This window comes from Micromonospora sp. ABR4_055, from assembly GCF_056160425.1.
The window spans coordinates 19705-32642 of record NZ_JBSWXD010000070.1 but is presented as its reverse complement, the minus strand read 5'-3'; the positions used below and the strand labels follow the sequence as shown (position 1 = coordinate 32642).

General features: G+C 69.6%; 15 protein-coding genes. 5 read left to right on the top strand and 10 right to left on the bottom strand.

The window, feature by feature from the left end:
• Positions 1-117 precede the first annotated feature (117 nt).
• Both ACXAHD_RS17430 and ACXAHD_RS17425 read right to left on the bottom strand, forming a co-directional pair.
• Positions 118-1803 carry a sodium:solute symporter family protein gene (locus tag ACXAHD_RS17430; RefSeq protein ID WP_281553910.1) on the bottom strand — a complete coding sequence of 562 codons (1686 nt, stop codon included), beginning with the start codon at positions 1801-1803 and terminating at the stop codon, positions 118-120.
• The gene (locus ACXAHD_RS17425; protein ID WP_475051700.1) at positions 1800-2141 is read right to left on the bottom strand and encodes a DUF4212 domain-containing protein; all 342 of its coding nucleotides are present in this window, start codon (positions 2139-2141) and stop codon (positions 1800-1802) included. Before ACXAHD_RS17425 ends, ACXAHD_RS17430 begins: the two co-directional genes overlap by 4 nt.
• 390 nt (positions 2142-2531) lie before the next feature.
• Here ACXAHD_RS17425 and ACXAHD_RS17420 point away from each other — a divergent pair, with 390 nt between their 5' ends.
• Entirely contained in the window at positions 2532-2945 is a 414-nt protein-coding gene (locus ACXAHD_RS17420; protein WP_281553912.1) for a hypothetical protein, read from the top strand.
• A gap of 108 nt (positions 2946-3053) precedes the next feature.
• On the top strand, positions 3054-3470 hold the full coding sequence (locus tag ACXAHD_RS17415) for a hypothetical protein (RefSeq protein WP_475051698.1): 417 nt from the start codon (positions 3054-3056) through the stop codon (positions 3468-3470).
• 35 nt (positions 3471-3505) lie between these two features.
• Here the strand turns inward: ACXAHD_RS17415 and ACXAHD_RS17410 are convergent, their stop codons facing one another.
• The 5 genes from ACXAHD_RS17410 to ACXAHD_RS17390 form a co-directional block, all read right to left on the bottom strand.
• Complete coding sequence (locus ACXAHD_RS17410) at positions 3506-4120, bottom strand: hypothetical protein (protein WP_281553914.1); 615 nt, start codon at positions 4118-4120, stop codon at positions 3506-3508.
• Positions 4117-5514 (bottom strand): ABC transporter permease, encoded by a 1398-nt coding sequence (locus ACXAHD_RS17405; protein ID WP_281553915.1) that lies wholly within the window; start codon positions 5512-5514, stop codon positions 4117-4119. Before ACXAHD_RS17405 ends, ACXAHD_RS17410 begins: the two co-directional genes overlap by 4 nt.
• The gene (locus ACXAHD_RS17400) at positions 5511-6314 is read right to left on the bottom strand and encodes an ABC transporter ATP-binding protein (RefSeq protein WP_475051694.1); all 804 of its coding nucleotides are present in this window, start codon (positions 6312-6314) and stop codon (positions 5511-5513) included. The genes ACXAHD_RS17405 and ACXAHD_RS17400 overlap by 4 nt, the downstream gene beginning before the upstream one ends.
• A gap of 105 nt (positions 6315-6419) precedes the next feature.
• On the bottom strand, positions 6420-7229 hold the full coding sequence (locus tag ACXAHD_RS17395; RefSeq protein WP_281553916.1) for a zf-HC2 domain-containing protein: 810 nt from the start codon (positions 7227-7229) through the stop codon (positions 6420-6422).
• Positions 7226-7777 carry an RNA polymerase sigma factor gene (locus tag ACXAHD_RS17390; protein WP_281567396.1) on the bottom strand — a complete coding sequence of 184 codons (552 nt, stop codon included), beginning with the start codon at positions 7775-7777 and terminating at the stop codon, positions 7226-7228. Before ACXAHD_RS17390 ends, ACXAHD_RS17395 begins: the two co-directional genes overlap by 4 nt.
• 215 nt (positions 7778-7992) lie before the next feature.
• Here ACXAHD_RS17390 and ACXAHD_RS17385 point away from each other — a divergent pair, with 215 nt between their 5' ends.
• Positions 7993-9462: an SDR family NAD(P)-dependent oxidoreductase gene (locus ACXAHD_RS17385; RefSeq protein WP_281553918.1), complete on the top strand. Its 1470-nt coding sequence runs from the start codon at positions 7993-7995 to the stop codon at positions 9460-9462.
• Here ACXAHD_RS17385 and ACXAHD_RS17380 read toward each other — a convergent pair.
• Both ACXAHD_RS17380 and ACXAHD_RS17375 read right to left on the bottom strand, forming a co-directional pair.
• Positions 9441-10916 (bottom strand): hypothetical protein, encoded by a 1476-nt coding sequence (locus tag ACXAHD_RS17380; protein WP_281553919.1) that lies wholly within the window; start codon positions 10914-10916, stop codon positions 9441-9443. The two genes, ACXAHD_RS17385 and ACXAHD_RS17380, sit on opposite strands and share 22 nt — an antisense overlap.
• Positions 10913-11284 carry a hypothetical protein gene (locus ACXAHD_RS17375; RefSeq protein WP_281553920.1) on the bottom strand — a complete coding sequence of 124 codons (372 nt, stop codon included), beginning with the start codon at positions 11282-11284 and terminating at the stop codon, positions 10913-10915. The genes ACXAHD_RS17380 and ACXAHD_RS17375 overlap by 4 nt, the downstream gene beginning before the upstream one ends.
• A 401-nt stretch (positions 11285-11685) precedes the next feature.
• Here ACXAHD_RS17375 and ACXAHD_RS17370 point away from each other — a divergent pair, with 401 nt between their 5' ends.
• The gene (locus ACXAHD_RS17370) at positions 11686-12039 is read left to right on the top strand and encodes a beta/gamma crystallin domain-containing protein (RefSeq protein ID WP_281553921.1); all 354 of its coding nucleotides are present in this window, start codon (positions 11686-11688) and stop codon (positions 12037-12039) included.
• Positions 12040-12270: 231 nt separating this feature from the next.
• On the opposite strand, the gene ACXAHD_RS17365 is transcribed toward ACXAHD_RS17370, so the two are convergent.
• On the bottom strand, positions 12271-12588 hold the full coding sequence (locus tag ACXAHD_RS17365; RefSeq protein ID WP_289212474.1) for a hypothetical protein: 318 nt from the start codon (positions 12586-12588) through the stop codon (positions 12271-12273).
• 45 nt (positions 12589-12633) lie between these two features.
• Between ACXAHD_RS17365 and ACXAHD_RS17360 the strand changes: the two genes are divergently transcribed.
• A complete protein-coding gene (locus tag ACXAHD_RS17360) occupies positions 12634-12900 on the top strand; it encodes a hypothetical protein (protein WP_281553923.1) in 267 nt (88 codons plus the stop codon).
• Positions 12901-12938: the final 38 nt, after the last annotated feature.

The following is a 12938-nucleotide window of genomic DNA, read 5'->3' as shown; positions in this document are numbered from 1 at the left end:
GGGGGAGGGGGGAGGGGGGGTGGGGGGGGGCGGTATGGAGAGGGGGGGGTCCCTCCCCTTTTTCCGTTGTCCCCCCCCCCCCCCCGGGACTGTCCGGGATTGGAGAAACGGTCCGGGTCAGGCCGAGTCGCCGGTGGAGCCGGCCGGCACGGTGCGGCGGGCCGCCGGGTAACGGATGCTCTCCACCATCTCGGAGATCTCCTCCGGTGGCGGCGCCGTCATCTTCGACACGACGATCGTGACGATGAAGTTGACGACCGCACCGATGGTGCCGATGGCCTCCGGGCTGATGTCGAAGATGTGCGGGTTCGCTGAAGTGCCGAACACCTCCAACGTGTAGATCATGTACGCGGCGGTGAACGCCATTCCGGACACCATGCCGGCCGCGGCACCGGTGGCGTTACATCGTTTCCAGAAGATGCCGAGCACGATGATCGGGAAGAAGCTCGCTGCGGCGAGACCGAAAGCGAACGCCACCACCTGGGCCACGAACGCCGGCGGGTTGATGCCGGCGTAGACCGAGATCAGTACCGCCAGGCCCATGGCGATCCGTCCGGCGAGCAGCCGCTGCTTGTCCGTCGAGTCCCGCTTCACCCGGCGGAAGTACAGGTCGTGCGAGAACGACGAGGAGATGACCAGCAGCAGGCCGGCGGCGGTCGACATCGCGGCCGCCATGCCGCCGGCGGCCACCAGGCCGACGATCGGTGCCGGCAGGCCGGCGATCTCCGGACTGGCCAGCACCAGGATGTCGTTGTTGACGATCAGGTCGGCCCCGGACGTCGGACTGTTGCTGACCGTCTGGATCGTCTGCGCGTTCTCGTTGACCGTGACCAGGCCGGTCGCCGCCCAGTTCTCGATCCACCTGGGCAATGAGTCCGCCGCCACGCCGTTGACGTCCTGCAGCAGGTTCAGCTTGGTGAACGCGCCCACCGCCGGAGCGGTGGTGTAGAGCAACGCGATGAAGAACAGTGCCCAGAACGCCGAGTAGCGGGCGCCTCGGACCGTCTTCGTCGTGTAGAACCGGATGATCACGTGCGGCAGGCCAGCGGTACCGATCATCAGTGACATTGTCACCAGGAACACGTCGATCTGCGGTCGGGCGGAGAACGCCTCGGTGAACTGGCTCAGCCCCATCTGGGTGCTGAGCGCGTTGAGTTCGCCGAGGATCTGCCCGAAGGTGACCTGCGGGATCGGCAGCCCGGTCATCTGCTGTGCCACCGCGATCGCCGGGATCAGGTAGGCGATGATGAGCACCGTGTACTGCGACACCTGGGTCCAGGTGATGCCCTTCATGCCACCGAGCACCGCGTACGCGAAGATGATCAGCGCCGCGACGATGACGCCGCCGGTGATGTCCAGCCCGAGGAACCGGCTGAACACGATGCCGCCGCCGCGCATCTGTCCGACGACGTACGTGAAGGAGATGATGATCGCGGCCACGGCGGCGATCGTCCGTACGGTCTCCGAGTAGCGGTCGCCGACGAACTCCGGGACCGTGAACTTGCCCCACTTACGCAGGTAGGGGGCGATGAGCAGAGCAAGCAGAACGTAGCCGCCGGTCCAGCCCATCAAATAGATGGAACCGTCCGAACCGAGGAACGCGATCAGACCGGCCATCGAGATGAACGACGCGGCCGACATCCAGTCGGCGGCGACGGCCGCACCGTTGGCGACGGTCGGGATTCCCTGACCGGCCACGTAGAAGCCGGTCGTTTCCTTGACCCGGCTGCGCCAGGCGATGCCGAGGTAGAGGGCGAAGGTGAGGATGATGAAGCCGAGCGTCCAGCCCTGGATCTGGGTCACTTCTCTCCCCCTTCCGCCGGTCGCTCACTGACACCGAACTGGTCGTCCATCCGGTCCATCATTTTCGCGTATACCAGAATCAGAATGACAAAGGTGTAGATTGATCCTTGCTGGGCGAACCAGAACCCCAGCGGGAATCCAAGAATCTCGATATTGTTCAACGGCTGGATCAACAGGATTCCGCAGACGAACGAGACGACGAACCAGATGGCGAGCAGGATCACCATGAGGCGCAGGTTCTTGCGCCAGTACTCCTGGCGCCAGCTGTTGTCCGGTGGTGACGTCGCCGGTGGCGGTTCCCCGCCACCGGCGTTGTTGTCGGGGGTTACGTCAGTCACTGTGGGGCCTCCTAGTCGTTATGGGAACGGCAGGTGACGGGCCGTGGCGCAGCGACCGGCAGGCCACCGTGCCGCGACTGTGCCGCTGTCCGATCCGCACCTCCGCTGGTCGGTCGGGACCGCCCGACGGCTTGTGCGGTCGGTCACACCCTTAATCTGGGAAGAGAACGTGACCCGGCCCGGACAGGCAATAGTTGATCTGCCTTACGCCGGGTTGGGGCGGTGAACGGTCTACCTGGGCCTGCGAGCGGTCGGCGGTCGTGGATGAGCGGGGGAGCGTCGCCCGGTTCGCGCGTTTTGTGGTGACTATCTGGCCGCCCAGCGGCCCCGCCCGACCACTCACCGATTGCCGGCTGGGGCACACCAGGGATCCCGGCCTAGCATCCGGTCATGGCTGACACAGCATCCACCGCCGCCCCCGCCCGTCGGCGCATCCTGCACGCCGGCAGCCTCGGCATGATCATCGGCGGTCTGCTCGCGCTGGTCGGCTCGCTGCTCCCCTGGGTGATCACCCCGTTCGGGTCGCTCTCCGGTACCGTCGGACCCGGCCTCTGGACGCTGTCCGCCGGATTCATCGCCGTCGCCGGCGCGCTGCTGCCGTACCGCAAGGTGGCCATCGCACACGCCCTGCTACCCGGGCTGGCGGTCGCCGTCATCATCGGCTGGCAGGCTGCCCGGCTGATCTACCTCAGTTCGACCACCGGCAGCTGGGGGCAGCTGATGCCTGGCATCGGGATGGTCATGGTCGCCGGCGCCGCCGTCGTGCTGCTGCGTACCGCGATCCGGCTGGTCTCGATCCGCTGACGGCCCGGTGGACCGGCCACCGGCCGGCCGCTGAGCAGCGACGGAGGACCGGCGGCGGACGACCGAACGTACGGTGTTGATCTCCATCGGAGCTGGGAGACTGAGCCGGTGACCTACCCCAACCCGTACCAGTCGGGGCCGCAGCAGCCGATGCCCACCTCGGCGCAGCCATATCAGGGGCAGCCGTACCAGGGGCAGCCGTACCAGCCGGGCGGCTATGCCCCCGTGCCCGGCCCCGGCCCGGCGGTGCCGAAGTCGGCCGGCGCGGCGGTGGCTCTGGAACTGGTGCCCGGCCTGTTCGGGATCTTCGGCATCGGCAACATCTACGCCGGCAAAATGGCCACCGGCATCGTGCTGATGGTCTCGTTCTGGGTGTTCTTCTGGATCAACGTTCTGCTCACGTTCATCGTCATCGGCTGGATAACCCTGCCGATGACCTGGGTGGCCTATCTGGTGGCCGGCCCGGTCCTGGCGCTGCGGGCGACCGAGAGGTACAACTCGCAGTTGCTGTCCGGCCACCGCTGACCGGCGGCGGGAAACCGCCGCCAGTCAGTCGCCGCTCAGTCGTGCGGCAGCGTCTCCGCTGCGGGCCGCAGCGGGCAGCCACGCACCGTGTACGCCACCAGCCCGGCCACCGCCAGCAGTATGGCGCAGACCGTGGCGGCGGAGGTCCCGGCCGGCTGAATCAGCCACGCACCGAGCTGCATTCGCAACTGTCCACTGGGCCCCATCCACGGCATGATCGCGACGATGGTCCAGACCAGCGGAGCGATCCAGGACAGCGCGGCACCGAGCAGCACGGCACCGAGTGCGGTGAGCCCGAGCAGCCCGGCAGTGTTGCGGGCGACGACACCGAGCGGCTCGAACCGGGCGTCGGTGAGCGTGGTGACCAGCAGCAGCCCGATCACCGCGGCGGCAGAGAGCAGCAGATGCGCGGCCCGGCGGGTCGGCCAGCTGACCGCCGCGGTGTGGTCGAGGGCGTCGTCGGCACCGCTGAGCGTGGTGCCGATCGCGACGACCGCGAGCATCACGGTGACACTGATCATCCGGGTGTTGATGGTCTGCCCGTCGGAGAAGACCGGCCAGCTGATCCAGATCAGCGCGATGACACCGACTACGACGGCGGCGGCCATCGGCACTCGACGGGCGCGAAGGTGCAGGCCCAGCCACCTCATTGGTCACCTGCCAGCAACAGCTCCTCGATCCGGTCGAAGTCGCAGTCGAGAGCCGCGTCGCGGGCCTGCCCGACAACCTGTCGCTGCTGCTCGGCCGGCAGACCGGTCAACGCCTGGTACGAAGCGTCGGCCAACTGCCGGTCCTCCGGACGCCACCAGCTCTGCGGTTGCGGCGGCCCGCCGACCAACCAGGCCACCGCGACCTCCTGCGCCAGGTACGGGGCCACCTTGAACACCAGGTGAGGCTCGTCGCCCTCGCACTCCTGTGACCACGCGGACCGCAGCAACTCCGCCTGAAAGTACCCGCTGGACAGATCGGCCCGGCCCGTCCGGCTGATGTCCGGGGTATCGAAGACCAGTACGTCCGAGTCGTTGCGGACCGCCGTCTGCTCGGGTGCGGCCCAGGCGGCCAGCTGGTCGCTCTCCACCGCACGCGTCGGCGGATCCGGCAGCTTGGCCCCCAGCGCAGCGAGCGCCTCCCGGACCGGTCCGACGACGTCGGGCAGCACCGCCGCGTGCACCCTGCGGACACACACCTGCGGGCGGTCGTCGTCGCAGACCAGCTCGACGGCGACGGGGTCGACGACAGCAGCCCCGGTGTATCCGTTGGTGGGCAGCAGCGGTATCGCCACGGCGGCACCGAGGACGGTGGGCAGCACCGCCAGGGCGAGCACACCACGGCGTACCGCGCCGATCAGCAGCAGCGCGGTGCCGGCGAGCGCCGTCAACCACATTGCCTGCAGCAGACTGACCGAGGTCGGGATGGTCTGGAAGTCGTCGACTCCGTTGGGCGTCGCCGGGACGAGCAGCAGCGCCGACGGGTCCGGCCGGGTCTTGACGAAGTTCTCGTCGAAGCCGGACATCGTGACGAAGTCCGGGATCAGACCGATCACGGCGAACCCGACGACCGCGAGGACCGGCGCGGTGACGATCCGGGGCACGGCCCGGCCGGCGGCCAGGCCCAACCAGCTGGCGGCGACCATCGCCAGCGCGCCGACCGCGGTGATGCCGAGGACGGTACCGGAGAAGTAGCTGGCCGTCGGTGCCACCCAGAACGCCCCGACGGCGAGGACCAGCAGGTACACCGCGATCATGGCGGCCGCGTACCCGACGGTGAGCGGTAGGGTCCGTTGCCAGCGCGGCCGTACGGTGGTGGCGAACAACTCGCCGACACGGTGCTGCCGGTCACGCCGGCCCAGCCACGCGCCGCCGGCCAGGGCCAGCGGGAACAACAGCAGCAGCGAACCCCGTCCGTACATCGCCAGCTGGGTCCACCGGCCGGCGAAGGACTGGACAGACGTGAGGGTGACGCCCGCGCCGACCAACACGAGCAGTCCGGCAAGGGCGGGTACCGCCGACCGGCGTACCTCGGTCCGCATGATCCGCCCGGTCATGCCGGAACCTTCCCCCGGTACGCGCGCAGCAGCGCCGAGTAGCCACGTTCGGTGGCGCTGTCCCCGGCGTCCCCGGCGCTGCCCTGCTCGGCCAGCTGCGCCGGGGTTCCCTGCCAGACCAGCTGACCCTCGTTGACCAGCACTACATCGGTGCAGGCCGCGGCGACGTCCTCGACCAGGTGGGTGGAGACCAGCACGCAGCTGTCCGAGCCGACCTCGCGCAGCAGCTCCCGGAAGTCCAGCCGCTGCTCCGGGTCGAGGCCGACGGTCGGCTCGTCGAGCAGCAGCACCTCCGGATCGTTGACGATCGCCTGGGCGATTCCGGCCCGGCGCAGCATCCCACCGGAGAGCGTCTTCAACTTGGAGTCGGCCCGGCTGGTCAGACCGACCCGGTCGACGGCGCGCTGCACGGCGCCGGTAACGGTGGCCTTCGGCATCTCCTTGAGCCAGGCCATGTACTCGACGAACTCCCGCACCGTGAAGCGCGGATAGAAGCCGAAATGCTGTGGCAGGTAACCCAGGCGCTGGCGGACCTGGCGCAGATCGGCCCGGCCGGTCACGTCCTCGCCGAGCAGGGCCAGCCGGCCGCCGGTCGGCTTCAGCACCGTCGCGAGGGCCCGCATCAGGGTCGTCTTTCCGGCGCCGTTCGGGCCGAGCAGGCCGTGTACGCCGGTGCCCAGCGCCAGGTCCAGCCCGTTGACGGCAAGGTGCCGGCCGGTCCGGACGACCAGGCGCTCGGCGTGCACCGCCCACGCGTACGTGGAGGGTGCGGTCTCTGCCGCGCTGACCGCACGCATCATCAATCTCTCCTTAAGTGGACAATTCTGGTGCCTGGCGGATCACCGCCAGGCGGGAGACGTGAATCGATCGGCCGTACGTGCGTACGGCCCGGTCGGTGGGTGGAGTCAGGACCGGTCGGACGAGATCCGGTCGAGGCGTAGCCGGTTGTGGTCGCCCGCCCGTACGGCCGTCACGGCCACCAACGCCACGGTGGCCAGTGCCCAGCCGGGCCAGCTGTCGGACTCCAGGATGACCGGCAGTTGCCGGCCGACCAGACTGGGCAGGATCACCCCGACCGACCAGAGGACCGTCAGACCGAGCGCGGCTCGGTCCACTCCGACCAGCCCGCCCAGTGCCAGCGCGCCGGTGGTGAAGGCCAGACCGGGCAGCAGCCACAGCGCGGGGGACTGCCCGGTCGACCAGCCGGCCGCCGCGAGCACCGGCACGACCACGGTCAACACCGCGAGGGTGCGGCGCAGCAGCAACGGCAACCCGGTCCGGGGCATCGTCGCCATCAGCTCCCAGGCAGGGTCGGTACGGCGGCTCCACGCAGCGGCCACCGGCAGCAGGGGAGCCACTGGAGCGACCAGCAGCACCAGCGAGGGCAGGCTGGCAAAGGTCGTCTCGAACAGAACCGCGATCAGCATCAACGCGCCGGCGGTGGCCAGCGAGGGGAGGATCCGCGCGGCGAACCCGGAACGCCGCAACCGGCGCCGACGTACCGGTGCCGGGCCGGCCTCGATCCCGGCCACGACGCCGACCGCCACCCGGTCGAGCAGTTGCCGGTCGGCTGGGCCGACGGCGTCGGAAAGCTGCGCCCGGCAGGGTGCGCAGGACTCCAGGTGGGCTTCGACCGCCCAGACGGTCGCGTCGTCGACCCGGGGGTCACCGGACGCGTAGCGGGAGATGAGGGTGGGGGTGGGATGGGTGGTCAAGACAATGCCTCCCGTAGCGCGAGCCGGGCCCGCCGCGCGTAGGTCTTCACGGTTCCTTCCGGCATGCCGAGCAGGACCGATGTCTCCCGGGTGGTCAGACCGTCGAGCACCATGGCGCGCAGTACCTGCCGCAGGTTGGCCGGCAGGGCCAGTAGCGCCTGTTCCAGGTCGGCGTTCATCCGGCCGGCCAGCGCCTCGTCCTCGGCGGCCGGGGCGACGGTGGCGGCGGTCTGCACCGCCGGGACCCGTTCCCGGCGGGCGCGGGCGCGGAACGCGTCGACCAGCCGGCGGGCGGCGATGGTCCACAGCCAGCCGACCGCGCTGCCCTTCGCCGCGTCCTGAGCCTGGCTGCCGGCCGAGCGCCATACCGCCAGGTAGGTGTCCTGCAGCACCTCGGCGACCATGTCGTCGTCGGCGCACCTGCGGCGTAGCCGCGCGGTCAACCAGGGCGACGTCCGGCGGTACAGCTCGTCGAAGGCCCGCCGATCGCCCCGGGCGATGCGGCGCAGCAGCTCACCCTCGTCGAGTGCGTCCAAGCTCCGTCTCACAACAGGCAAGACGATCCGCGCTCCCACGATGGTTCTCCATCTTGCGTGAGCTGGGTCACGCAGTGTCGTCAATCGGCCGGTTCGCCGACGACAGAGGTTCCTCGATGTGCGCAACGCCGCTGTTCCCCGGTGCAGCGCTCTCGCGACCAACCTGGCTGGGTGCGTAGAGTTTCAGGTCGCATCTGCGACGCTCCAGGGACGAGACGGGTACGGGAATGACGGTGGACGACGTACGGCCGCTTGATGAGTCGGCCCAGGCCGGGGTCGACCCGGCGCAGCTGGCGGTCTGCCTCGACGTCATCGAGGCGCTGTCGGCGCTGCCGTCCGACCATCCGGACGTGGTACGGGTGCAGCGGGCCACCGCGAAGCTGTACAAGTCGGTGAAGCGCCAGCGGCGGGCCGAGCGACGCGACGCCGTCCTCTCCGCCGACCGGGCCGTCACCGCCGCGACCGCCACCGGGGCACCCGGGCGCATCGACGACGAGACCAAAGGCATCCCGCTGGTGTCGTCGACCGCCGGCGCCACCGCCGGCATCCTGCGCCAGCCCCGCGCCTGCTACATCTGCAAGGAGCGCTACCGGGAGGTGGACGCGTTCTACCACCAGCTCTGCCCGCCGTGCGCCAAGCTCAACCACGAGCGCCGTGACGCCCGTACCGACCTGACCGGCCGCCGGGCGCTGCTCACCGGCGGCCGGGCCAAGATCGGCATGTACATCGCGCTGCGGCTGCTGCGCGACGGCGCGCACACCACGATCACCACCCGGTTCCCGCAGGACGCCGCCCGCCGGTTCGCCGCCATGGACGACAGCGACCAGTGGCTGCACCGGCTGCGGATCGTCGGCGTCGACCTGCGCGACCCGGCCCAGGTGATCGCGGTCGCCGATTCGGTGGCCGCGCAGGGTCCGCTGGACATCCTGATCAACAACGCGGCGCAGACCGTCCGGCGCAGCTCCGGCGCGTACGCCCAGCTGGTCGCCGCGGAGTCGGCGCCGCTGCCCGACGGGCCGCTGCCGGAGATCGTCAGCTTCGCCTCGGTCGGTGGCCGGGGCGCCGCCGCGACGGCGATCGCCGGACCGTCGCAGCCGTCGGCGATCACCCCCCAGGCGCTCACTGCGTTGGCGTTGACCAGTGGCTCGGCCACCCCGGACCGGATCGCCCTGGCCACCGCGATCGACGCCGGTGGGCTGGTGCCGGACCTCGACCCGGTGAACAGCTGGGTGCAGCGGGTGCACGAGGTCGACGCGGTGGAGCTGCTGGAGGTGCAGCTGTGCAACTCCGTCGCCCCGTTCATCCTGATCAGCCGGCTGCGACCGGCGATGGCCGCTGCGGCTGCCCGGCGCAAGTACGTGGTGAACGTGTCGGCGATGGAGGGAGTGTTCAGCCGCGGCTACAAGGGGCCCGGTCACCCGCACACCAACATGGCCAAGGCCGCGCTGAACATGCTGACCCGCACCAGCGCGCGGGAGATGCTGACCGATGGAATCCTGATGACCGCCGTCGACACCGGCTGGATCACCGACGAACGGCCGCACCCGACGAAGATGCGGCTGGCCGACGAGGGCTTCCACGCACCGCTGGACCTGGTCGACGGCGCGGCCCGGGTGTACGACCCGATCGTCCGTGGTGAGCAGGGCGAGGACCTGTTCGGCTGCTTCCTGAAGGACTACGCACCGGCCGCCTGGTAGGTCGGGGCAACGTGATCCTTCCGCGGCTGCTGGGCGCGGTACGAGACCGGTGCGACCGGTGCGGTGCGACCGGTGACGGCCGACCCACTGCCGCCGTCGGCCGCTGGGCTCGCCGGTTCGACCGCTGGTGGCCGTGTGCCATCTGCTCCGCTGGGACCGCTCGTGGCGACCAGGAGCCATCCCACCGCGCTGAGGCAGGCCAGCATCGCGGTCGGCAGCGTGACCCGGTCCGCTGACGCGCCCAGCCACCAGGTGATGTCCGATCTGCCGGTGACGTAAATGAGGACCAAGGTGGCCGTGTAGCCGAAGTTGAGCAGCCAGAGCCAACAGTCTGAACCGACGCCGAGTTCCGTGCGTCGATGCCGTAGGAGAAGGGTGCCGGCGACGGAACAGATGACTGCGGCGGCCGCCAGCGGACCGACGTTTCCCCAGAACGCGTCGAGGGTCGGCTGCAGCCGGGCGTTGAGGTGCGCGCCGCCCCGGGACAGGTTGCCGAGGGGCCCAGACTCCTGGATGTCCGACGTCGAACCCACCAGCCGTGACAGCACCACCCAGGCGCCTCCGGCTGCGACGGGGACCCACACCATCCACACCCTGCTGATGCGGTGCCTTTCCCGCAGCGTCACCAGGACAGCCAGGATGCCCCCGCCTACCAGACCCTCGTTCTTGGTGAGGATCGCGGCGGCGAGCAGGATCAGGGCCAGGGCGGGCTGCCGCAGCGGGTCGGGTGAGAGCAGGAGCAGGGCTGCGGCGCCGAGCAGGCTGACGGACCACAACGCGTCGGCGTAGCCGGCGGCGACGTACTCACCGCCGGTCGCCCACGTGGAGAGTCCCACTGCCAGCCCCGCCGACCAGGCGAGTACCGGCCGGGTGCGGGCGAATGCGGTGCGGACGGCGACGACCGCCATCGCAATCGCCGAGAACGTCGTCAGCGCCGACACAAGCTGAGCGGTGCGGTAACCCTGGCCGAGGAGACTCCAGACCGCGGCGACCGGGGCGGAAGCGAGTGGCGGGTAGTCCGTGTGGGAGAACGCGAACCCGGGGTCTGCCATCGCGGTCCGGGCGACCTGCCCGTCGAACAGGAAATAGCCCGCATGCAACCACCAGATCGAGTGCGCGTCCCATGCGGTCGGTGGGTGGAGAATCGGTAGGAAGGGTGCTGCCAGCACGGCGATGGTGGCGACCGCGGCCCGCCACGACATCGACATGGTGGCGATCCGTGGTCGCGTCAGCCACCAACCGGCAGCAGCCCAGCTGACGAGGTATGTCGATGCCAGCCAGAATCTGAACGGCAGGCCGATCGTCACCATGAGGACGACAGCCGCCGTGCTGATGAGCGCGGTGACCAACGGTGCCAGCAGCAATGCCACGAGCGGGGTACGGACGATCGCGTACGACAGCGGCAGGCTGCCGGCCACGACGAGTGCCGTCGTGAGGAGACAGGTGTCGATCATCGGTTGATCTCGTTGAACTCGACGTGGTAACGCGTGCCGGTGGACGTACGGCGCTCGATCAGGCGCACCTGGTAGTCGGCCTGCTGGTGATCGACGACCAGGGTGCCGCCGGTCAACGCGGTGAACTCGGCGAGTCGTTGGTGCCACAGGTGTCGCAGCGGTGGATCGATGACCACCCGACTGCCGGGTGGGACAGTCGCTACGAACGTGGCGCGGGCGGCTTCGAAGTCGCGGTGCAGGCGACGCTGCGACGCCAGGTGCTGCGGCGCCCTGGCATAACTGAAGCCGGTGGTCCCGGCATCGACGGCACCCTGGACTGCCAGGCCGGCGGAGGTGAGGCCGAGCGCGATCACCAGAATCTGTGCCACGTAGCGTCGTGGACCTGTCCCGCGGACATGCACTGCTGATCCCGTTCTCTCCGAATTGTGGCAGGCCGACACTCCGTCCGAGGCAGCTGAGTGATCGCCGGTGGACGCCGGCTCCCAGGTGCCTCGTCGCGGTAATGATCCCTCGACAGAGGGACGACAGTTGGACAAATCAACGTTTCCGGTGCGCGCGCCGCGGCTTGGTGGCTCTCGGCCGGCTCCGTCGTGCCGGCCCTGTCGTGCCGGTCGGGTCGTTGGCAAGCGTTTCGGAGAATTTCCCTAGATTCGACACTTGCCGGCGAACCAACGCCAGGGCCGGTGCCGTCGACACCTGGACACCGGTATATCGGACGGCAGGTGCCGCCTGCGCGATCGCCACGGTGCGGATAGAAAGGACAAGTCGGATGATGACGCGCTTCAAGAAGGTCGCCGTCGGGCTGACGGCGGTCGCCGCCCTGACGTTGGGCCTGCCGGCGAGCCCAGCGTTCGCCATCAACCAGGTTTCCTGTGCCGACCGTAACGACTTCCTGAAGCTGCACATCGATCTCGGTGGTGGCTACCGATTGGTCCGATGCTTCGCGAACGCAGGAGCGACCGGGACGAACATCAGCGGCGTCTACCGGTTCGACAGCGGCAACAACAAAGCGACCGTCAACTACGAGCGGGATGGCCGCTATTACAGCACGACTCTGGAGAAGTGGTGGGGTACCGATTTCGCGGGTGCCCGGGTCCGGGTGTACGAGGTACGGATCTGGTGATCGGCGACTGACCACCTGCCGTCGGCCTGCCCTGCCGCGTCCTGTCGTCCAGCGGAGGGCGGGCCCCACGGCGAGCGTTTCGGGCGGTCTCGACGGATCAGTCAGTGACCGGTGGGGCGGTCCGGGTCGCCTCGGCCAGGGCGGCCGCCGCGCTGGCGTACGGGTTGTGGGTATTAGGCGCGGGCCAGCCCACCGGGGACGGTGAAGTACTCGGCCGACAGCTTCGCCGGATCAGTGGCTATCTCGCCTGGCCGGGGTCGTAGAGCGGCTGGCCGGAGATGTCGATGGTCGCGCCCGGTGCGGCGTGCTGCCGGCGTTGGCGATGAGCTGCCGGACCTCGTTGTAGGTCGCTCCATTCTGGGTGAAGATGCAGATCTGCACCCATACGGCGGTCGGCCGGCCGTACTGGGCGGCTTGCCGGTCGAAGGCCTGCCACGAGCTGGAGTTGGTGTTGGTCCAGGACTGGACGACCGCTCCGCCGGTGCCGTAGGGCCCCCACATGCGTTGGCCGCCGATCGCGACGTAGCCCTGGGCGATGTTCTCAGCCATCGAACAGCCGATGAAGCCCATCGATCGGGCAGGTTGCGGTCCGGGATGTTCGTCAACATCGCTGAGCTGTCGGCGTACCGGGGTGGGCAGTTCTGGCGCTGGGTGGCCAACACCGCGCGGTACGCCGGGGTCGGCGCGGCGGTCTCGGCGGCGCTGTCCGGGCTCAGCGGCTACCGGAATGCGGGCCAGTGCTCCGGCCTTCAGGCCGGGGGTGAAGGCCCGCGCTGGGAGGGCCGCCAGGGCCCGAGCAGTGCTCTAACCTGGTCCGGTTGCTGCTCGGCCACCTGGCCGGCGACTCACACGCCGCAGTGATCCTGCCGACCGAACTGGTGGTGCGGGGCAGCGCCTGA

What these genes read in the sequence shown, in the direction of transcription:
- ACXAHD_RS17365 (WP_289212474.1), bottom strand. Translation starts at nt 12,588, where the DNA reads ATGGCTGAGAACATCGCCCAGGGCTACGTCGCGATCGGCGGCCAACGC.
- ACXAHD_RS17370 (WP_281553921.1), top strand. Translation starts at nt 11,686, where the DNA reads ATGATGACGCGCTTCAAGAAGGTCGCCGTCGGGCTGACGGCGGTCGCC.
- ACXAHD_RS17385 (WP_281553918.1), top strand. Translation starts at nt 7,993, where the DNA reads ATGACGGTGGACGACGTACGGCCGCTTGATGAGTCGGCCCAGGCCGGG.
- ACXAHD_RS17400 (WP_475051694.1), bottom strand. Translation starts at nt 6,314, where the DNA reads ATGATGCGTGCGGTCAGCGCGGCAGAGACCGCACCCTCCACGTACGCG.
- ACXAHD_RS17420 (WP_281553912.1), top strand. Translation starts at nt 2,532, where the DNA reads ATGGCTGACACAGCATCCACCGCCGCCCCCGCCCGTCGGCGCATCCTG.
- ACXAHD_RS17380 (WP_281553919.1), bottom strand. Translation starts at nt 10,916, where the DNA reads ATGATCGACACCTGTCTCCTCACGACGGCACTCGTCGTGGCCGGCAGC.
- ACXAHD_RS17410 (WP_281553914.1), bottom strand. Translation starts at nt 4,120, where the DNA reads ATGAGGTGGCTGGGCCTGCACCTTCGCGCCCGTCGAGTGCCGATGGCC.
- ACXAHD_RS17360 (WP_281553923.1), top strand. Translation starts at nt 12,634, where the DNA reads ATGTTCGTCAACATCGCTGAGCTGTCGGCGTACCGGGGTGGGCAGTTC.
- ACXAHD_RS17405 (WP_281553915.1), bottom strand. Translation starts at nt 5,514, where the DNA reads ATGACCGGGCGGATCATGCGGACCGAGGTACGCCGGTCGGCGGTACCC.